Raw genomic sequence first — 21,342 nt, forward strand, 5'->3', positions numbered from 1 at the left:
AGTTGTCTCGACATCAAGAGACTTTCCCGTCCGGCGCTCCGGCGTCAGCGGGATTAGGTTTGCCTTGCTGGTGGGACGGACCACGGCCCGCGATGATGAGGGCAAACCGATCAGTAGGGAGGCGGCACGGTGGCTGCAGTCAATAGCTTCGGCTCGAAGGACACACTGTCGGTTGGGGGTGTCGACTACGCGATCCACCGGATCGACACGGTGCCCGGGCACGAGAAGCTCCCGTACAGCCTGAAGGTGCTGCTCGAGAACCTCCTCCGCACCGAGGACGGCAAGAACGTCACCGAGGCGCAGATCCGCGCGCTCGGCTCCTGGCGCCCCGACGCCGACCCGGACACCGAGATCCAGTTCTCGCCGGCGCGCGTCGTCATGCAGGACTTCACGGGCGTGCCGTGCATCGTCGACCTCGCCACCATGCGCGAGGCGATGGCGGACATCGGCGGCGACCCGAACAAGATCAACCCGCTGTCCCCGGCCGAGATGGTCATCGACCACTCGGTCATCGCCGACCTCTTCGGCAGCACGGACGCACTCCAACGCAACACCGACCTCGAGTACGAGCGGAACGGAGAGCGCTACCAGTTCCTCCGCTGGGGCCAGACCGCGTTCGAGGACTTCAAGGTCGTCCCGCCGGGCACCGGCATCGTGCACCAGGTCAACATCGAGTACCTGGCGAAGGTCACCTACACGCGTGACTTCGACGGCGAGACCTACGCCTACCCGGACACCCTCGTCGGCACCGACTCGCACACCACGATGGTGAACGGGCTCGGCGTGCTCGGCTGGGGCGTCGGCGGCATCGAGGCCGAGGCAGCGATGCTCGGCCAGCCGGTGTCGATGCTCATCCCGAAGGTCGTCGGCTTCAAGCTCTCCGGTGAGATCCCGGCCGGCGTGACCGCGACCGACGTGGTGCTCACCATCACGCAGGAACTCCGCAAGCACGGTGTCGTCGGCAAGTTCGTCGAGTTCTACGGCGAGGGCGTCAGCGCCGTCCCGCTCGCGAACCGCGCCACCATCGGCAACATGTCGCCCGAGTTCGGCTCGACCGCGGCGATCTTCCCGGTCGACGACGTCACGCTCGACTACCTGCGTCTGACCGGTCGCGACGAGGCGCAGATCGCCCTGGTCGAGGCGTACTCCAAGGCCCAGGGCCTGTGGCACGACGCCTCGGTCGAGCCGGCGTACTCCGAGTACATGGAGCTCGACCTCTCCACGGTCGTGCCGTCGATCTCGGGGCCGAAGCGTCCGCAGGACCGCATCGAACTGTCCAAGGCGAAGGACCAGTTCGAGGTCGACCTGAACAACTACACGACCCCGAGCGAGCAGACCGACCTCGACGACGCGGTGGAGGAGACCTTCCCGGCCTCCGACCCGATCGCCGCGGGCTCGACCAACGAGGACACCAACCTGCACGAGCACGTCTACGTGTCGAGCGCCCCGTCGACGGCCTCGGCCCCGACGAAGGTCGCGATGGACGGGGCCGACCCGTTCACGATCGACCACGGTGCCGTCGCGATCGCCGCGATCACCTCGTGCACGAACACGTCGAACCCGTCCGTCATGATGGCGGCCGGCATCCTCGCGCGGAACGCCGCCGCCAAGGGCCTCACCTCGAAGCCGTGGGTCAAGACGACGCTCGCCCCCGGTTCCAAGGTCGTCACCGACTACTACGAGAAGGCCGGTCTCACGACATACCTCGAGCAGCTCGGCTTCTACACGGTCGGCTACGGCTGCACCACCTGCATCGGCAACTCGGGCCCGCTGCCCGAGGAGATCTCGCAGGCCGTGCAGGACAACGACCTGGCCGTCACCGCCGTCCTGTCGGGCAACCGCAACTTCGAGGGGCGCATCAACCCCGATGTCAAGATGAACTACCTGGCGTCCCCGCCCCTGGTCATCGCGTACGCCCTCGCCGGGTCGATGCACTTCGACTTCGACAAGGACGCCCTCGGCAAGGACCAGGACGGCAACGACGTCTACCTGCAGGACATCTGGCCCGACGCGGCCGAGGTCCAGCAGGTCATCGACGAGTCGATCGACACCGAGATGTTCACCCACGAGTACGGCTCCGTGTTCGAGGGCGACGACCGCTGGAAGAACCTGCCGACCCCCACGGGCGACACCTTCGAGTGGGACCAGGAGTCGACCTACGTGCGGAAGCCCCCGTACTTCGAGGGCATGACCATGCAGCCCGACGCGGTGTCCGACATCTCCGGCGCCCGCGTGCTGGCGAAGCTCGGTGACTCGGTCACGACCGACCACATCTCGCCCGCCGGCTCGATCAAGGCGGACAGCCCGGCCGGCAAGTACCTGGCCGAGCACGACGTGGACCGCAAGGACTTCAACTCCTACGGCTCGCGTCGCGGCAACCACGAGGTGATGATCCGCGGCACGTTCGCGAACATCCGCCTGCGCAACCAGCTGCTCGACGGCGTGGAGGGCGGTTACACCCGTGACTTCACGACCGCCGACGGCGAGCAGTCGTTCATCTACGACGCCTCGCAGCACTACCAGGAGCAGGGCATCCCGCTCGTCATCTTCGGTGGCAAGGAGTACGGCTCGGGTTCGTCGCGCGACTGGGCGGCCAAGGGCACGAACCTGCTCGGCGTCCGCGCCGTCATCACCGAGAGCTTCGAGCGGATCCACCGCTCGAACCTCATCGGCATGGGCGTCGTCCCGCTGCAGTTCCCGGCGGGCGAGACGGTCGAGTCCCTCGGGCTCGACGGCACCGAGGTCGTCTCGATCTCGGGCCTGACCGAGCTCAACGAAGGCCGGACCCCGAAGACCGTGCACGTCACCGCGACGCCGAGCGAGCACTCGCCCGCCGGCAAGCAGCCGGTCGAGTTCGACGCGGTCGTCCGCATCGACACCCCGGGTGAGGCCGACTACTACCGCAACGGTGGCATCCTGCAGTACGTGCTCCGGTCGCTCGTCTGAGCGAGCCGAGCACGGGTCGCTGACGCGACCACAGGACGGACTGGAGGCCCGTGGCGAACCCGCCACGGGCCTCCCGCGCGCTCCGCATGATGCGACGCGCCAGCGGCGCGCGGCGCCAGCGCCGACCGAGCCTGCGAGGTCGGTTGAATGGGAGTCCACGAGAATAGAGTGGGCCGACAGCCCCCACGAAAGGAGCGCCCGTGAGCCTGCTCAGCAGCATCACGTCGCCGCGCGACCTGAAGCGTCTCTCCGACGTGCAGATGACCGAACTCGCCGCCGAGATCCGCAGGTTCCTGGTGGCCGAGGTCGCGAAGACCGGTGGGCACCTCGGGCCCAACCTCGGCGTGGTCGAGCTGACGCTCGCGATGCACCGGGTGTTCGACTCCCCGAACGACCCCTTCGTGTTCGACACCGGGCACCAGTCGTACGTGCACAAGCTCGTCACCGGGCGGCAAGACTTCTCGAAGCTCCGCGAGCGGGGCGGCATCGCCGGCTACCCGCAGCGGAGCGAGTCCGAGCACGACATCGTGGAGTCCTCGCACGCGTCGTCGTCCCTGTCCTGGGCCGACGGGATCTCCCGCGCGTTCGGGCAGACCGGACAGACCGACCGCACCGTCGTCGCGGTGGTCGGTGACGGCGCCCTCACCGGTGGGATGACGTGGGAGGCGCTCAACAACATCTCGGACGACAACGACCGCCGCCTGGTCATCGTCGTCAACGACAACGGCCGCTCGTACGCTCCGACGATCGGCGGCATGGCGCGGTTCCTCAGCTCCATGCGCACGCGGCGTGAGTACCGGGCGCTGTACGAGACCTCCCGGGCCGTGGCCGATCGCTTCGGTGCTCCCGGCCGGGCCGTGTACCGCGGGATGCGCGGGGGGCTGCACGGGTTCCTGTCGCGCTTCACGAACAACGAAGCGCTGTACTCGAACCTCGACATCAAGTACATCGGGCCGGTCAACGGACACGACCAGCGTGCGATGGAGGCAGCGCTCCGGCAGGCGAAGGCCTACGGCGCCCCGACGATCGTGCACGCGATCACCGAGAAGGGCCACGGGTTCGAACCCGCCCTGCGCGACCAGGCCGACCAGTTCCACGCCGTCGGGCACATCGACCCGGAGACGGGGGAGTCGCTCGACGCCGCGTCGGGTCCGTCGTGGACCTCGGTGTTCGCGTCGACCCTGGCTTCTGTGGGCGATTCGGACCCCCGTGTCGTCGCGATCACGGCAGCGATGCTCCGACCGACCGGACTGCACCTGTTCCAGGAGCAGCACCCCGACCGCGTGTACGACGTCGGCATCGCCGAGCAGCACGCCGTGACGACCGCCGCCGGTCTCGCCTACGGCGGCCTGCACCCCGTGGTGGCGCTCTACGCGACCTTCCTCAACCGCGCCTTCGACCAGGTGCTGATGGACGTCGCGCTGCACAAGGCCGGCGTGACGTTCGTGCTCGACCGTGCCGGCATCACCGGACCGGACGGACCATCGCACCACGGGATGTGGGACCTCGCGTTGCTGCAGGTCGTGCCCGGCATCCGGATCGCCGCACCGCGTGACGCAGCAACCCTGCGCGAGGAGTTCCGCGAGGCGATCGCCGTCGACGACGCCCCCACCGTCCTCCGGTGGTCGAAGGGCCAGGTCGGGCCCGACATCCCCGCCGTCCGTCGCCTCCACGATGGTGTGGAAGTGCTGCACGCCGCTGCGGACGGCGTCGAGGACGTGCTCTTCGTGGCCGTCGGCTCCATGGTGCCGACGGCGCTCGAGGCCGCGGCGCTGCTCGAGGCGCAGGGCATCGGCGTCACCGTCGTCGACCCGCGCTGGGTGGTCCCGATCCCGGGCTCGCTCATCGAGCTGTCGCGGACGCACCGGCTCGTCATCACGATCGAGGACGGCGTGCGCGTCGGTGGCGTCGGGACCCGACTCCGGCAGGACCTGCGGGCCGCCGGGGTCGACACGGGCGTGAACGAGCTGGGGCTGCCCGACGAGTTCATCGACCACGCGACCCGGTCGCAGATCCTCGCCGACGTCGGACTGACGGCGCAGGCGATCGCCCGCGACGTGATCGACCAGGTCGTCGGGACGAAGTTGCCGCAGGCGAAGCCCGCGCGGTCGCGGGAGTCCGCCGACCGCTAGGCGGGTCGCGGAGGGTCACGCATGCCGACAGGGGCATGTCCCTCGGGGACGTCTGGCAGGATCGCCGCATGCGACGGGGGTTCAGGACGACGGCGGTGGCGATCGGTCTCGCGGTGGTGGCGCTGTCCTCAGGGTGCGCAGCGATGAACGACGGCACGGTCACGCCGGAGCTCGGTGCAGATGCCCGGGTCGGCGCCAGACAGACGATGCACCGTGTGGTCGACTGGGAGGGCACCGCCGCAGTCCACCGGGTTGATGCCACCTGGACGGACTCGTGCGGCCACGCGAGCAACTCCGGGTTCTTCCAGCCCGCTTCGGGCACGACGTGTCGGATCGACGCCGGAGCGGTGTACACGATCGACGGTGCAACCACACCGGTCGACGCGGTGCGCATCGCCGGACCGGCGCTGCGCACGGGCGGCCTGACCGACGAGGACCTCGTGGCACAGGCGATCCAGCCGGACGGCTCGACACCGTACTTGGTCGACATCGGTGGGCGGCAGTCGATCGCACTCGGCAACGACCTCGGGCAGGACCGGTTCGCGGTCGTGCGGGTCCGCGGTTGGGACGGGTCACTCGGACTGTGGCAGTCGGAGGGGTCGTCCGTCGTGCAGTCCGCACCGGGTCTCGGCGTCGACGGACGCGACGACGCGGTCCGGGCGAGCGGGGCGGACTACGTGCTCGTCGTGACGCACAGCGCCGCGTACTTCACGTCGTACGACAACGAGCCGCCCGAGCCGCCGGCACCACGGCCGTCGGTCCCGCCGTGCTTCAGCGGCAGCAACGACTGCGTCGGTGGTTGACGGCGGGCGCTGTCGGAGGCGGCGGACGTCGGGGATGCTGGCGGCGGCGGCCCGCATCAGTGCCGCACAACCGAAGTCACCCCGAACCACGGCGATCTGCGGTTCGGGGTGACTTCGGTTGTGCGGGGGGGGGGGGACTCGCGCCGGCTACCGGGAAACCGGGCCGACGATCAGTGGGTCGTGGAAGCTCCCACCGAACACGCGCTCGGACGCACCACTGCGGTCGAGGTAGGGGCTGATCCCACCGGCCTGGAACGGGTAGCCCGCGCCGAGGATCAGGCCGAGGTCGATCTCCTCGACGTGCTGGACGACCTCGTCCTCGAGCATGCGGTGCAGCTCGTCGGCGAGGGCGTCCTCGAAGCGCTGCTGCATCGCGGCGGCGTCGACCGGCTTCGCGTCCTTCTTCGACGGCGCGACGAGCTTGACGGCGGCGGGGTCGTACCCGGTCGCGTTGCCCTTCTTGTCGCGGGTCAGGATCTTCCCGTGCTCGGCGATCTTCTTCAGCCCGTCACCGGGGTAGAAGCGCTCCGGCCAAGCGGCGTGGTGCGAGTCGAGCACGTGCGCACCCACCGGCAGACCGACGAGCTCGAGCAGTTCGAACGGCGACATCGGCAGTCCGAGCGGCGCGGCACCGGCCGCCACGACGTCGAACGAGGTGCCCTGCTCGACGCCGCGCATCGCCTCACCGAGGACCCGTGCGAGCACCCGGTTGACGACGAAGCCCGGCTGGTCGGCCGTGATGATCGCCGTCTTCTTGAGGGTCTTCGCGACGGCGAGTGCCGTGACGAGCGTCTCGTCGGAGGTGTCGGCAGTGCGGACGACCTCGAGCAAGGGCATCACGGCGACCGGGTTGAAGAAGTGGAACCCGACCAGGCGCGACGGGTCGGACAGCACCGAGCCCATCTCGGAGACGGACAACGACGAGGTGTTGGTGGCGAGGATGGCGTCCGGCGCGATGACCTGCTCGATCTTCCGGAAGACCTCTTGCTTGACGCTCATCTCCTCGAAGACGGCCTCGATCACCCAGTCGGCGTCGGCGAAGGCGTCGTACGACACCGACCCGCTGACGAGTGCGGTGATGCGGTTCGCGTCGTCGGGGGAGATCCGCCCCTTCTCGAGCAGCTTGCCGACCTCACCGCGGATCCGCTCCACACCGGCGTCGACGCGGGACTGGTCGACATCCGTGATCACGACGGGGACGCCGAGTCGTCGGGCGAAGAGCAGCGCGAACTGCGATGCCATGAGACCAGCACCGAGGACGCCGACCTTCGTGATCTTCTTCGGCTCGACACCCTCCGGAGCACCGACGGGCTTCTTCGCACGCTTCTGCACCAGGTCGAACGCGTACATCGACGCGGCGAACTGGTCACCGGAGAGCAGGTCGGCGAGGGCGTCGTCCTCGTCGGCGAACCGTTCGTCCAGGGAGCCGCCGCGAGCGGCGGCGACGAGGTCGAGCGCGCGGAACGGCGACTTCGGCACCGTCCCGATCTTCGACGCGACCTGCCCACGGGCGACCTTGACGACCGTGCCCCAGGCAGCCTTCTCGAGCATGCCCGGTTCGCCCGGCCGCTTGACCGACACGCGACCGGCAATGACGCCGTCGGCCCACGCGACGGCTGACGGCAGGAACGTCACCGACGGGATCAGCGCGTCGCCGATGCCGATCTCGACCGCGGCCGCTCCGTCCATCAGGCGGTTGTTCTTGAGGGGGTTCTCCACGATGACCCGCAGCGCGCGCTCCGGACCGATCAGACGGGGGAGCAGCGTCGCGCCGCCCCAGCCCGGGATGATGCCGAGGAAGACCTCGGGCAGGCCGATGCCCTGCGCCGCGGACGAGAACACCCGGTAGGTGCAGTGCAGTCCGATCTCGAGCCCGCCGCCGAGGGCGATGCCGTTGATGAACGCGAACGACGGCACGCCGAGGTCGGACAGCTTGCGGAGGGTGGCGTGGCCGAGGGCCGCGAGGTCGTGCGCCACGTCCCGCGACGGCACGGACGCTGCCTGCGACAGGTCGGCACCGGCAGCGAAGCAGTACTCCTTGCCGGTGATCGCGACGCCCTGGATCGTGCCGGCCGTCGCCTCGGTCTTCAGGGTGTCGAGCACACCGGAGAGTTCGCGCAGCGTCCGCGGCCCGAGGGTGCTCGGACGCTTGTAGTCCTTGCCGTTGTCGAGCGTGATGAGCGCCAGGGTACCACCGGAGGGCATCGTGACGTGCTTGACGAACGAGTGCGTGACGACCTCGTCCTCGCTGAGTTCGGACAGACGGTCGGTGTCGACGGTGGTCATGCTCATGCCCCCTTCCGAGCCGAACGTGCTGCGGACTTGCTGAAGCCGGGGTTCTCCCAGATGACGGTGCCGCCCTGGCCGAGTCCGATGCACATCGTGGTGATGCCGTACTGGACGTCCGGACGCTCGGCGAACTGCGCGGCGAGCTGGTTCATCAGGCGGACACCGCTCGATGCCAGCGGGTGGCCGACGGCGATCGCGCCGCCCCACGCGTTGACGTTCGTGGAGTCCTGCGCGATGCCGTAGTTGTCGAGGAACGCGAGCACCTGCACCGCGAACGCCTCGTTGATCTCGAACAGGCCGATGTCGTCGATCGACAGGCCGGCCTTCGACAGCGCCTTGTCGGTGGCGGGGACCGGGCCGACGCCCATGACCTCGGGCTCGACGCCGGCGAAGGCGAACGAGACCATGCGCATCTTCGTGGGCAGGCCGTGCTCCTTGGCGCCCTCGGCCGAGGCGAGCAAGCTCATGGTCGCGCCGTCGTTGAGGCCGGCGGCGTTGCCGGCGGTGACCCGTCCGTGCGGGCGGAACGGCGTCTTCAGCGCGGCCAGCGCCTCGAGCGTCGTGCCCGGACGCGGCGGCTCGTCGGTGCTGATGACGTCCCACCCGTCGCCCTTGTTCACCTCGACCGGGATGACGTCGGGCTGCAGCTTGCCGGCGGCCCACGCCGCGGCGTAGCGCTGCTGGGACTGGACGGCGTAGGCGTCCGTGCGGTCCTTCGTGATCGCCGGGAAGCGGTCGTGCAGGCGCTCGGCGGTGGACCCCATCACCAGCGCGTCGCTCGACACCATGCGTTCCGCGATGAACCGCGGGTTCGGGTCCGAGTTGAAGCCCATCGGGTGGCGTCCCATGTGCTCGACGCCACCGGCGATCGCGATGTCCGCGGCACCGAAGGCGATGGCACCCGCGAGCGTCGTGACGCTCGTCATGGCACCGGCGCACATGCGGTCGATCGCGTACCCGGGGACCGACTTCGGCAGGCCGGCCAACATGCCGACGGTGCGGCCGAGGGTCAGCCCCTGGTCACCCTGCTGCGTGGTCGCCGCGACGGCGACGTCGTCCACCGCTGCGGTGTCGAGCGAGGCGTTCCGGTCGAGCAGTCCGCGCATCGCGTGCACCGCGAGGTCGTCGGACCGGGTCTTCCAGAACACCCCCTTCTCGCCGGCTCGTCCGAACGGTGTCCGAACTCCGTCCACGAACACGACGTCTGATGCCTTTGGCAATCCGGGCCTCCCAGATCCTCATCGATCGGGCCGGAACGCTGGTCGCTCCGGCCGGCCGGGCCTCGCCCGGCGACGCTCCCGACGCTATGCCCCCAGGCTGGGCGGCCGCATGCCGGTTGGGCGGTTCCTACGACTCGACGTCATCCGTCGGCGCGGGCTGCTGTGCAGCAGCGACAAAGGCCGACGCGATGATCGAGGAGAGTTCCTCCACCTGCCAGGGGCGGGCCTCGTGTGCGGCGAGGGCGGCCCCGACCAGCTCGGTCGACGGCGGCGACGGCGGTGCCCACGAGACCACACGCAGGGTCTCCGGCGTGAGCAGGTTCTCGAGCGGGATGTCGAGCTCCTCGGACCGCTTCGTCACCGCGGCCCGTGCGGCCTTGTACCGGCGGTCGGCCGCGGGGTTGCGGTCGGCCCAGGCGCGGGGCGGCGGGAGCGTCGCTTCACCGGATCCGCGGAGCTTCGGCAGGTCCTCGGTCGTCAGGCCTTCGTCGACCGCGGCCCACCAGCGATCGAGCTCGGAACGGCTGGCGCGACCCGTGAAGGCCTTCAGGCCGCCGAGTTCGGCGCGCGACGACGGTGCGGCGGCTGCCGCTGCGACGATAGCGGCGTCGGGGATCGTGCGCCCCGGAGCGATGTCGGCGGCGCGGGCGTACTCGTCACGGGCGACCCAGAGCGACCGGGCGATCGCCAGGGCGCGGGCGCCACGGAGCGCGTGCATGCCGGACAGCCGGCGCCACGGCTCGGCACGGACGGGCTTCGGGGCGCGGTGCAGCACCGCGTCGAACTCCTCTTCCGCGATCCGGGACTTGCCGGCCTCGTCGAGCTTCGCGGCGAGGGCGTCACGCAGGTCGGGCAGGAGTTCGACGTCGAGCGACGCGTACACGAGCCACGACTGCGGCAACGGCCGGGTCGACCAGTCCGCTGCCGAGTGCGCCTTGGCGAGCGTGATCCCGAGCAGCTGCTCGACGACGGCGCCGAGACCGACGCGGGGGAACCCGGCGATGCGGGCTCCGAGTTCGGTGTCGAAGATGCGGGTCGGGACGAGACCCACCTCCTGCAGGCAGGGCAGGTCCTGCGAGGCGGCGTGGAACAGCCACTCCTCGTCGACGATGGCCGCCTGCAGTTCGGAGAAGTCGCCGATCGGGATCGGGTCGAACAGGAACGCACCGGCACCGCGACGGAACACCTGGATCAGGTAGGCGCGCTGCGAGTAGCGGTAGCCGCTGGCGCGCTCGGCGTCGACGGCGACGGGCCCGTGACCGGCGGCGATCGCCGCGACGGCGTCGAGGTAGTCGTCGCGCGAGTCGATGACCTTGACGGCCTCGTGCGAGTCCTCGAACGCGGGGTCCGGTGCACCGGGGGTCGAACTGGCGGGGTCGGTCACTTGGCGAGCCTCCTCGGGGCCAGCAGGGTCACGCCGTCCGAGGCAGGAGGCAGACCGGCGAGCATGGCGACGATGTCCTGCCATGCCTGGACGTGTGCGGTGAGGTCGTCGCCGCGGGGCGTCCACGACGCGCGGAGTTCCAGCTGGGCGCCGTCGCCCTGTGCGGCGAGGTCGCCGTACCCGCGCGAGATGATCTTGGTGGCCGTGCCCGAAGCGTGGTCGTACTCGGCACCGTGCGTCTCGAGCGCGTCGACGAGCCAGCTCCACGTGACGTCGGCGACGAACTCGTCGACACCGATCTCGGGTTCGAGTGGTGCTTGCGCGAACGAGACCACCCGGAACGCGCCGCCCCAGCCCTCGGGTTCTTCGGGGTCGTACAGGGCGATGAACCGTCCGGTGCCGAGGTCCGACTCGACGCCGTGCGCGGTGCCGGACACGTCCGCCGCCAGGGCGATCGAGAACGGTGCGATCCGCGTGGGCGAGGGGATCTCGGTGACGGTGGTCTCGGAGCGGCTGCTGCCGGAGGACACGAACGCGCGGAGCCGCGCGAAGGCGTCGGGCTCTCGGGTTTCGGACACACATGCAGACTAGGCTCCGGGCCATGTCCCGATCCGCGCGACCCGCCGAGGACGCCGTCCAGGAGACCGCACGATCGGCCGGCTTCATCGCCCTCGGTGCCGGTCTGGCCGCCGCCGCGGTGGGGACGGCCGTCATCGGTGGCTTCGTCGCCGCCGTCGCCCGCGCCGTCGTCACCCCGGACCGCAAGCGCACCGAACGCGTCCCGATCCACGCCGTCGACCCGGTCCGGATGACGGTGACCATCGAGCGGACCGCCGACACCGAGCTGCAGGGTCGCTACTCGCTCTGGTTCGGCGCCGGCACCGGGCACATGCGCGTCGGCGAGGTCCTCGGCACCACCGAGACCACGGTCACGCGCCGCATCATCGCGATCGACGCCGGCGACCCGACCGCTGCACGCCGCGGTCGCTGGGGCGGCTGGTTCTACCTGACCCCCGGCGAGCTCGACGTGCCCGTCGAGGACATCGACATCCCCACCCCGAACGGCCCCGCACCGGCCTGGGTCGTCCGTGCCGACGACCCGGACGCCCCGTGGGCCGTCCTGGTGCACGGCCGCGGTGTCACCCGCGCCGAGACCATCCGCGCCGTCCCCGTCTTCCGCGCCGCCGGCTACTCGGTCGTGCTCGCCTCGTGGCGGAACGACGGCGTCGCACCACCGAGCGTCGACGGCCGCTACGGCCTCGGCAGCACCGAGTGGGAGGACATCGACTCCGTCCTCCGGTGGCTCAGTGCGCAGAACGCGCAGAGCGTCGTGCTCATGGGCTGGTCGATGGGCGGTGCCGTCGTGCTGCAGACCCTGTTGCGCTCACGCTTCGCCGGACTCGTCGACGGCGTGGTGCTCGAGTCGCCCGTGGTCGACTGGCACGCGGTGCTCAAGTCCCAGAGTCAGTTGATGGGGTTGCCGCGGCCGGTTCGCGAGGTCGCTCAGCGTCTGCTCCGCACCCCGGTGCTGCACCGGCTCGCCGGCCTGCAGCAGCCGGTCGACCTGCGCGAGCTCGACATGGTCACCCGGTCCGCCGAGCTGACGGTGCCGATCCTCCTGCTGCACAGCGACGACGACGGGTTCGTGCCGTCCTCGGCCTCGCACGACCTCGCACGCGCCCGACCCGACCTGGTACGGCTCGAGGTGCAGACCACGGCCCGGCACACCAAGCTCTGGAACCACGACGCCGACTGGTTCGACGCCCGCATCCTCGCGTGGCTCACCGAGGTGGTCCAGCGTCGCGGGGCGGCCAGCGCGCGGTAGACGCAGGGACAGACGGACGGGAGGCCCGTGGCGGATCCGCCACGGGCCTCCCGTCTGCCCTTGCGTCCGTTCGGTCGCATAGTGAGCAGAAATGGTCGGATCACCGTCGCGCACTCGACCCTTTCTGCTCACGAAGCGGCCGGTGTGGCACTCGTTCCGTTCGTCGTCTGCTGGCGAGGCCCGACCTCCTCGAGACGAGTCGCCGGTCGGCCGGGCTGCGCTGGGCCGTGCGTCCGGTCGAAGGCATCGCTCATCGTCGTGAGCGGCGGTCGGACCGTCACGGTCCATTCGCCGCTGTCGAACGCGTCGATGCGGACGACCAGGTTCGTCTCGTCGGTCAGGTCCGTGCCAGGGAGGTACCCGAGGAACTCGCCGTCGATGAGCTGCCAGATGCTGTCGGCGATGTCCGTCGCCTCGGCTTGGTTGAGGATGAGCCCTGGGTCCTCCGCCGTGTTGACACGGCGTTCGAGGGGGAGCGCCTCGACCAAATGGTCAGGGGACGTGACGGCGGACAGCGTCGTGAGGACCCAGACGAGCTCGGTTGAATCGAGGCCTGGTGTCTCGCGCCCTGGCGTTTCGAGCCCTAGTGTTTCGAGCCCGCGAAGAACTGCACGAGGTCGGGTAACGCGACGTGATCAGCGGGGATCGTGTGCGTGACCATCCCCAGGTCGCTCGGCACTGTCGTGGTCATCCGTTCTCCTCGGTCGTTCCTGTCTGGGGCGAGAGCCCGCCGACGCTCATGGCGGCGAGGACGTCGATCCTGCCGGGCGTGAACGCGGTGATCGCGACCGCGGCGTCAGCCTGCACGGTGCAGAACCCCGGCTGCTCGCTACCGAGCGGCACAAGCGCACGTGCGAACCCGTCGAGTCCACGGACGTCGAAGCCCTTCTCGGCGGCCATCGTGTACTTCGTCAGGAACGTCCGTGCCGTCGACAGCGCGCCCTGCTCGAAGATGCGGACCCGCTCCTCGGACCGACACTGCGATGCCACCTCGAGCGCCAGTTCCACCCCCGGGGCGTTCGACACACGGAGGCGCGCGCACAGCTCCTCGACGGTGATGTGGACGAGACCGACGAATCGGTCGATCGCCGTGGCCGCCACGAGCGTTCGATCCGTCGCGAAGAGCACCACGGTCACCAGTTCATCGCCGTGCTCGACCTGACAGATCAGGACGTCCTCCTCCCCGAGGGCTTCGAGTGGGTCGATGAACGGTACGAGGTTCGGCTCCTGCTTCGAGTAGGTCCGCCGGATGGAGCTCCACAGTCGAATCGTTGGTGACCGCTCGGAGATGGCCGATCGAGATGTCCGGGGGTGCGTCCGTCACCGTCGGATCTCCGCCGACGATGGGTTGTGTCGGTTCCGGACCTCGTCTGGTCGAGGCATCTGGCTGCGCGGCCATCCTCAGCTCAGCTCAACCGCGCTCGATCGGAGTGCCGTCACCAGGTATCGAGATGAACAGGTTGCCACCTCCGAGAGCGGTCGCTCTGACCGGTGGCGTCTCAGGGCCGGAGTAATGCCACGATTCGTAATCGTCGTCCGGTTCTGCTCGAAGAGTCGTTCCCGATGAGAATGTGATTTCGAGCGCACTTTCGTCGATCCGAGCTCCCGTGACGTTCTGTGTGTGGAGATGGAGAGCGGGGAGCAGGGAATCCTTGTCTTCCGGATCCACCGAGACCGTCACACCATCCGTATCCCTGATCGCGAAGGTGGTCTCGAACGAGACCATGCTCCGGTTCGAGAACGCGAGGGTGAGCCTGAAGTCGATCCAGATGAGGTCGACAGTCTCGCCGACGAGTGCGAGGTGAACGTCATTTGCGGTCAGTTCGGCCATCCGAGGTACTCTCCCTGGTGCTCACTGGGAACATGGCTGTCCGGCTTTGAGCCGGGCTTCCCCGTTCGGGGATCGAGCCATTGCCCGTAGTCGTTGCTGTAACGGCTGTAGCCGTTCGGATACCGTTCGGTGGGTTCCATCACCCGGATCATGTTGGCATCGTCGTGCATGCCCGGGTTCGCTGCAGAAGCAGGATCTTGCGCAACGAGCCCTCGGTTGGTCCGAGCCGGTCCGATGTCCCAACCAGCAGGGATGTCGTAGGCCGTCCCCTGTGGCGTCACGACGAACGTCTTCCCGCTCGACGGGAGGACGTTGACAGGCGGGGTCGGCGCGAGGTCGTCCAACTTGTTCACCGCGGTCGGCAGGTGCACCTTCGACATCGTGCCGCCGGTGGCCGCCGACGTCGCGGCACCTTCGGCCGCGTTCCGGAGCAGACCACCCGGGGTCACCGGCTGGCCACTCACCGCGTAGTTCGCGACGTTCTCGACCGCTCCTTCTGCCGCGTTCCCGAGCAGGTGTTTCCCGATCAGGGCTCCGGCACCACCGCCGACGGCACCGAAGGCCCCGCTGACGGCCACCTGGCCCCAGTTCACCTCGCCGGTGGTGGCCTTCTGGATGATGGTGTCGGCACCGGCGCTGATGAGCATCGCGCCGACCGGACCGCCGACACCGGTGGCGACGAGCACACCGCCCGCAACGACCATCGCGCCGCCGGCGACGTACTCCCAGTTGTCCGCGAACCAGTCACCGGTGGCCGCGGCGGCCCGGGCGAGCGGACCCTGTTCGGCCGCCGCGTAGGCCTCCAGTTCCGCGTCGGTAACGGGCGCGAGACCGAGCGGGTCGATGGCGTGCAGCGGATCGTTGCCGGCGAACGAGTAGGGGTTGCCCGCCCAGGCTGCTCCGGCGGGCGCGGTGACCGGGTCGATGGACAGGAAGCCGCGCGACGACGAGTCGTAGGCGCGGGCACCCATCCACTCCAAGCCGGCGACCTGCAGCGAACCGTCGGCGCCGAGGGCGATCCCGCCGGGCAGGCCGGAGCCGCCGAGGTCGAGGAGCGTCTGCCACGGGTCGGCGTCGTCGGCTGCTCTCGTGGTGCGCCGACCGCTGGTTGCCCACCCGTCGCCCACCCCCGTGAGACCACCGGGAGCGCGGACGACCGGGGTGTCGCCGACAGCGAGGAGCGTCGGCGCGAACGCGGCGGTGTCCCAGTCGATCGGGACGCCGTCGACATCGGCGAGTTCACCGAGGGCGTCGACGTGCAGGTCGGTCGTGGTGCTGCCCGCCGCGGTGGTCTCCGCCACCCCGGTGAGGTGACCCTGCGGGGCCCAGCGGTACGTGGTCGCGACGCCGTCCGTTCGGACCGTCTGGATCCGTCGACCTGCGCCGTCGTAGGCGTACTCCGCCTCGGGCGCCCCGTCCGGAGCGTCGACCCTGGTCAGCTGTCCGGCGGCGTCGTACGAGAACCGTCGGGCCCCGGAGTCCGTTCGTTCCTCGACCAGGCGACCTGCTGCGTCGTAGACCCAGCCCGTGCGACTGCCGTCCTGGACGGACGCCACCAGCTGCGCGGCATCGTCGTGCTCGTAGGTGGTGCTCCCGCCGGGTCCGTCGACCCGGGTGATGCGCCCGTCGGCGTCGCGCCCGATGGTGCTGAGGTGCGTGCCGTCCGAGTCGATGCGCGCGTGCCGGACGACGTGTCCGTTCGCGTACTCCCAGGTCTGCAACTGATCGCCGGCGCGGGCCTGCAGGAGCTGGCCTGCCGGGTCGTGTTCGTACCGGACCTCGCCGAAGACCGAGTGCTCGACCCGGACGACCCGTCCGGTGGCGTCGTGCGTGTACCGGGTCGTGGACCCGTCGGGGGACTGCACCGAGGTGCGGAGCCCGTCGGCATCGTTGGTCCACCGCGTTTCCCGGGCGCCGGTCGAGCGTCGGACGAGCTGCCCCAGCCGGCTGAACTCGAGGACGTGGGCAGTGGGGGAGTCCGGACGGGTCTCATCGGTGATCGTCACCGTGCGGGCGCGGGCATCGCGGTCGATGCGGCCGATCAGACGGTCGCCGGCGTACTGCGCGGATTCCCGACCGGCTGCGTCGTACTCCCACCGCAGCACGGTGCCGTCCGGGTCGGTCTGGGTGAGCTGTCGTCCGGCGGGGTCGTAGGTCGCCGTCGTCGTGCGCCCGAGCTGATCGGTGGACGAGGCCACGTTGTCGAGCTGCGTGTACGTCCGGACGGTCACGCCACCCAGCGGATCGACGGTGCGGACGAGGCGTCCACGCTGGTCGTGCTCGTAGCGGGTGGTGCCGCCGAGCCCGTTCACCGCAGCGACGAGCTGTCCTGCGGCGTCGTACCGGAAGGTCCGCTGGCCGAAGCGGGTGTCCCGCGCCGAGACCACGCGACCGACCCGGTCGTACCGGTACCGGACGGTGCCGACCCCGGGGACGTCGGCGTGGACGACCCGGCCCTGGCGGTCGTACTCGGTGCGTGCGACCTCGCCGGTCGGCAGGGTGCGCGCGACGACCCGCGAATCGGCGTCGTAGGTCAGCGTGGTGCGTGCGCCGGCGGGATCGATCGCGGAGACCGGTCGGCCGCACGCGTCGTACTCGTACCGGGTGGTGCGGCCCGCCGGGGTGGTGACGGCGACGACGCGTCCGGCGAGGTCACGTTCGATGCGGGCGAGGCCACCGTTCGCGTCGACGAGCTCGACCGGGCGGCCGCACGCGTCGTACGTCGTCAGCTCAGCAGAGGAATCCGCGTGCTCGAGCCGGGTCGGACGCCCGAACTCGTCGGTCGTCACGGACACGGCGTCGAAGGCGTCGCGGACCGTGGAGACGCCGTCCGCGCGCGAGCGCCCGACCTCAGTGCGGACACCGGTCGGGTCGACGGTGGCGCCGAGGGCTCCGACCGCGTCGTACTCCCGCTCCCAGGTGCCACCGGCCGGGTCGACCACGGCTTCGAGCCGGGAGAGCGCGTCGTGCACGAACGCCCACTCGGCACCGTCGGGCAGGGTCATCGTCGACACGTTGCCGAACGCGTCGAAGTCCTTCGCGACGACGCGACCGAGGGGGTCCGTGGTGGAGACGACCTCGCCGTGTGGACCGTAGGTGACTTCCGTGCGGGCACCGGTCGGGTCGATCGTCGCCGTGACCCGACCGCCGTCGCCGTGCTCGAACCGCCACAGTCCCCCGTCCGGGTCCTCGCGCGCGGTAAGCAGCCCGGCGGCGTCGTAGCGGTACCGGGTCCGGTTGCCGAGCGGCGTGACGGCCTCGACGATCCTGCCTCCGGCGTCGCGCATCAGACGTGCGGTGTCGCCGACGGCGTTCTCGACGCCGACGAGCTCACCGGACGCGTCGTGGTGGAACGTGACGACGACGCCCGTCGGATCGGTGGTGCGGACGAGCACGCCGTCCCGCCACTCGAGCAGCGTGCGACCGCCGACAGGGTCGATGACGACGGACGGGTTCCGGTCGTCGCCCGTGTACCCGTACTCGACGACCCCACCGTTCGCGGTGACCACCGTGGTCATGCGGTCCTGCTCGTCGTACCCGAAGGTCAGATCGGCGCCCTCCGGCGTCACGGTCCGGACCCGACGCCCGCGGTCGTCGTACCCGTGGACGGTCACCTGACCATCGCGCTCGGTCACCGAGACGAGGTTGCCGTGCGGGTCGTACGACATCGACTGGCGCTGCCCGTCGGTGTCGATGATCCCGACGACGCGGCCCTTCCGGTCGGCGATCCAGGTGTTCGCGTGGACCCCGTCGATGTCGGAGACCGAGGTGACCCGACCCGGCAGGTACGAGAACCGGACCCGTCGACCGAACGGTGTGCGCTGCTCGACGACCCGGCCGCGGTCGTCGTAGGTGTTCTCGCACTCGACGACTCCCGTCGCAGCGGTCACCCGGTCGATCAGGCCGTCCGCGTTCCAGCGGTACCGGCGACTGCCGACGGCGTCGGTCGCCCGGACCAGCCGGCGGCCCTCGTCGTAGTGGTACTCGACGCGGCGCCCGTCCGACGCCGTCGCGGACGCCACCCGGTCGCCGCTGTACTCGATGTCGACGAACCGCCCGAACACGTGCGCGAGCCGCGTGATCCGATCGTGCTCGTCGCGTCGCACGGTCACGGCGGTGCCCGCTCCACGCGCACTGCTCAGCCACAGTCCGGACGGCGTGAACGCCCACCGGCCGCCGGCGTTGTCCCGCACGACGAGCGAGTCCTGCTCGGCCCGGAGCCACAGGTCCTCGCCGACGCCGCGGCTCCACCCGTCCCCCTGCCGTGGGAAGTCGACCTGCCGGCCGTCGTCCAGCACGACCGAGGCGGCCTCGTCGCTGACCTCGAGCCGGATGTCGAGGATGGAGGACCACCCGAGTCCGAACACCCCGACGCGGCCGTCGAGTGAGTTGTACATGCGGGTGAGCCGGAGCGACGCGGCCTGCCCCGCGAAGGACAGGTCGGTCTCGGGCTCGAGGAAGTTGCCGGTGGCCGTGTTGACCGGGTCGTCGGCGAACCCGTTGGTCGGGGGCGTCCCCATCGCCGAGAACGGCCCGATGGTGAAGTCGTCGCGACCTGCGTCGATCCCCGCCGAGGACAGCGCGGCCGCGATCGCCGCGTCCGACAGCGTCGCAGGCCCGGCACCGCCACCGGCGGCCTCGAACTGCGCTGCGACGGTGCCCGCCCAGTCGGCGTCCTTCCCGTTCGCCGTGAGCCAGTCGTTCACCGCGGTCAGCAGCGACTGGGCGTTCAGGGTGCCCCAGCACGGGTTGCACTCGGCCTCGTAGTCGCTCAGGGCGTTCCGGAACGTCGAGACGGCGCCGGACAGATCGGCGTCGAGCGTCCGGGTGGTCGCCTCGAAGGAGCGGAGGTCCGCGGGGACGGCGGACGACGTCCCACCGCTGGTCCCGCCGCCCGCCGGGAACTCCCGCCCCGTGACGCTGACCTCGTCCGCCTGCAGTCGTGGCTCCGGCTCGGGCTCCGGAGGCTTCGGGTCGTCGCCCCCGCCGAACCACGTCGAGACCTCGTGCCCGGCGGCGACGAGGAAGTTCTCCTCGCGTTCACGCTTGCGGGCGTCCCACGCCTTCGCCTGCTTCCGCCGGTCGTCCTCGTCCTTCGCGGCGTCGCGCAGCTGCTGCACGAACCCCGACAGGCTCTGCAGCGACTCGACGAGCTTCGTCGCGCTGCGCGAGGCGATGTCGGCGTTGTCCGCGAAGACCTCGGAGAAGTAGCCCCGGAACTCCGCACGCGCAGTCGTCACCGATGACGACCGCGACCCGGACTGGCCGTCGATCGACGACGCGAGCGCCGTCGAAGCCGACTTGAGTGCATCCGCCGCGCTGTACGAGTAGCCGGTCGGATCGTTCCCGTGGATCTTCGCCATCGTCATTCCCCCCTGGTGCTGACCGCACCATCCTGGCACGGATCCGGACTGAAATTCCAGAGGACGGCATGCGTGCCGAGGGGAGATGGACGGGAGGCCCGTGGCGGATCCGCCACGGGCCTCCCGTCCGCTTTCCGGTCGCGTCTACGACACCGCAGCCTGCACCTGACGCTGCACGCGTCCGAGCATGCCCACCATGCCGCGGATCCGCAGCGGGCTGACCGCCTCGGACAGGCCGATGGTCAGCGGGTAGTCCGCCGGCACGGCGAGCACCTGCGCTGCCGTCAGGCCGCTCAGGCCCTGCGCGAGGATGGAGGCGAAGCCGCGCGTGGTCGGCGCCTCGCGCGGCGCGGTCGCGTGCATGCGGACGACGTCGAGTGCGTCGCCGTCCTCGCCCACGGTCACCGTGATGAACACGGGGGACTGGCACTCCTCGACCCGTTCGAGTTCGTCCTCGTGCCCCTGCAGCCGTTCGGGCAGCGCGGGCAGCTCGTTCGAGAACTCGAGGAGGAGCTGCAGGCGGTCCTTCTGGCCCAGGGCGAGGAAGTCGTCGCGGATCTCGGCGAGGGTGGCGGGGAGGGTGGCCTCGGTGCTGTCGTTCATCGGTTCGGAACTGTACCCGGCTCCGCGCCCTGCACGATCGGGACGCGGACGGCGCTGCCCCACTCGGTCCACGAGCCGTCGTAGTTGCGGACGCTGTCGTAGCCGAGCAGGTGCTGGAGGACGAACCAGGTGTGGCTCGACCGCTCGCCGATGCGGCAGTACGCGATGACCTCGTCCGCATCGCCGATGCCGGCGCCCTCGCGGTAGATGGCGTCGAGTTCGGCGCGCGGCTTGAAGGTGCCGTCCGGTGCGGCGGCGGTCGCCCACGGGATGTTCACCGCGGTGGGGACGTGGCCGCCGCGCAGCGCACCCTCTTCCGGGTAGTCGGGCGCGGTGGTGCGGGAACCGTCGTACTCGCCCGGGCTGCGCACGTCGATGAGGGGCTTGCCGAGGTGGGCGAGCACGTCGTCCTTGTAGGCGCGGATCTCGGTGTCGATCCGGTCGACGACCGGGTACTCGGCCGGCGTGACGACGGTCTCGTCGGTGGTGAGGGCGCGGTCCTCGGCGATCCACTTCGCGCGGCCACCGTCGAGCAGGCGGACGTCCTCGTGGCCGAACAGCGAGAAGACCCAGAGGGCGTACGCGGCCCACCAGTTGTTCTTGTCGCCGTAGACCACGACGGTGGTCTCGCGGCCGATGCCCTTGCTGCCGAGCAGCTCGGCGAACGCCTCGCCGTCGATGTAGTCGCGCTGCACCGGGTCGTTGAGGTCGGTGTGCCAGTCGATCTTGACCGCGCCGGGGATGTGTCCGGTCTCGTAGAGCAGGACGTCCTCGTCGGACTCGACGACGACCAGGTCGGGGGTGTGGGCGTCCAGTTGTTCCTGCAGCCACTCGGTGGAGACGAGACGCTCCGGGTGGGCGTAGGCGGTGAACTTCTCGGACGGGTCGACCGGTGCGGTCATGGTGGGCTACCTCCAGGTGGTCATCCGGCACCGGACTAGGATCG

General features: G+C 70.2%; 14 protein-coding genes. 4 read left to right on the plus strand and 10 right to left on the minus strand.

Annotated features, from left to right (window positions below; translation table 11 throughout):
- The first annotated feature begins 129 nt into the window (after positions 1-129).
- The 3 genes from acnA (at position 130) to EDF47_RS01435 (ending at position 5,881) form a co-directional block, all read left to right on the plus strand.
- Positions 130-2,946: an aconitate hydratase AcnA gene (acnA, locus tag EDF47_RS01425; protein ID WP_123292691.1), complete on the plus strand. Its 2,817-nt coding sequence runs from the start codon at positions 130-132 to the stop codon at positions 2,944-2,946.
- A 200-nt stretch (positions 2,947-3,146) separates the two neighbouring features.
- Positions 3,147-5,078, plus strand: a complete 1,932-nt coding sequence (gene dxs, locus EDF47_RS01430; RefSeq protein WP_123938169.1) for a 1-deoxy-D-xylulose-5-phosphate synthase — start codon at positions 3,147-3,149, stop codon at positions 5,076-5,078.
- A 68-nt stretch (positions 5,079-5,146) separates the two neighbouring features.
- Positions 5,147-5,881, plus strand: a complete 735-nt coding sequence (locus EDF47_RS01435) for a hypothetical protein (protein ID WP_123938168.1) — start codon at positions 5,147-5,149, stop codon at positions 5,879-5,881.
- A 147-nt stretch (positions 5,882-6,028) separates the two neighbouring features.
- Here EDF47_RS01435 and EDF47_RS01440 read toward each other — a convergent pair whose 3' ends face one another.
- From EDF47_RS01440 to EDF47_RS01455, 4 genes are all read right to left on the minus strand, one after another.
- Positions 6,029-8,173, minus strand: a complete 2,145-nt coding sequence (locus EDF47_RS01440) for a 3-hydroxyacyl-CoA dehydrogenase NAD-binding domain-containing protein (protein ID WP_131879926.1) — start codon at positions 8,171-8,173, stop codon at positions 6,029-6,031.
- The gene (locus EDF47_RS01445) at positions 8,170-9,390 is read right to left on the minus strand and encodes a thiolase family protein (RefSeq protein ID WP_123292696.1); all 1,221 of its coding nucleotides are present in this window, start codon (positions 9,388-9,390) and stop codon (positions 8,170-8,172) included. The genes EDF47_RS01440 and EDF47_RS01445 overlap by 4 nt, the downstream gene beginning before the upstream one ends.
- A 127-nt stretch (positions 9,391-9,517) precedes the next feature.
- Entirely contained in the window at positions 9,518-10,699 is a 1,182-nt protein-coding gene (locus EDF47_RS01450; protein WP_123938445.1) for an HRDC domain-containing protein, read from the minus strand.
- Between the two features lie 71 nt (positions 10,700-10,770).
- Positions 10,771-11,352, minus strand: coding sequence for a DUF3000 domain-containing protein (locus tag EDF47_RS01455; protein WP_123938166.1), 582 nt, complete (start codon positions 11,350-11,352; stop codon positions 10,771-10,773).
- A gap of 23 nt (positions 11,353-11,375) precedes the next feature.
- On the opposite strand from EDF47_RS01455, the gene EDF47_RS01460 reads away from it, so the two are divergent.
- The gene (locus tag EDF47_RS01460) at positions 11,376-12,599 is read left to right on the plus strand and encodes an alpha/beta fold hydrolase (RefSeq protein ID WP_165918834.1); all 1,224 of its coding nucleotides are present in this window, start codon (positions 11,376-11,378) and stop codon (positions 12,597-12,599) included.
- Between the two features lie 128 nt (positions 12,600-12,727).
- On the opposite strand, the gene EDF47_RS01465 is transcribed toward EDF47_RS01460, so the two are convergent.
- The 6 genes from EDF47_RS01465 to EDF47_RS01490 all read right to left on the minus strand — a co-directional run bounded on the left by EDF47_RS01465 (position 12,728) and on the right by EDF47_RS01490 (position 21,298).
- Entirely contained in the window at positions 12,728-13,087 is a 360-nt protein-coding gene (locus EDF47_RS01465; RefSeq protein WP_123938164.1) for a hypothetical protein, read from the minus strand.
- 199 nt (positions 13,088-13,286) lie between these two features.
- Complete coding sequence (locus EDF47_RS01470) at positions 13,287-13,736, minus strand: hypothetical protein (RefSeq protein ID WP_123938163.1); 450 nt, start codon at positions 13,734-13,736, stop codon at positions 13,287-13,289.
- A 274-nt stretch (positions 13,737-14,010) separates the two neighbouring features.
- A complete protein-coding gene (locus EDF47_RS01475) occupies positions 14,011-14,430 on the minus strand; it encodes a DUF6188 family protein (RefSeq protein WP_123938162.1) in 420 nt (139 codons plus the stop codon).
- Positions 14,418-19,793, minus strand: a complete 5,376-nt coding sequence (locus EDF47_RS01480) for a DUF6531 domain-containing protein (protein WP_131879928.1) — start codon at positions 19,791-19,793, stop codon at positions 14,418-14,420. Before EDF47_RS01480 ends, EDF47_RS01475 begins: the two co-directional genes overlap by 13 nt.
- A 144-nt stretch (positions 19,794-19,937) precedes the next feature.
- Positions 19,938-20,396, minus strand: coding sequence for a SufE family protein (locus tag EDF47_RS01485; RefSeq protein ID WP_123938160.1), 459 nt, complete (start codon positions 20,394-20,396; stop codon positions 19,938-19,940).
- Positions 20,393-21,298, minus strand: a complete 906-nt coding sequence (locus EDF47_RS01490) for a sulfurtransferase (protein WP_123292706.1) — start codon at positions 21,296-21,298, stop codon at positions 20,393-20,395. The genes EDF47_RS01485 and EDF47_RS01490 overlap by 4 nt, the downstream gene beginning before the upstream one ends.
- Positions 21,299-21,342 lie beyond the last annotated feature (44 nt).

The sequence above is a fragment of the Curtobacterium sp. PhB190 genome (assembly GCF_004365385.1).
Classification (GTDB): Bacteria; Actinomycetota; Actinomycetes; order Actinomycetales; family Microbacteriaceae; genus Curtobacterium.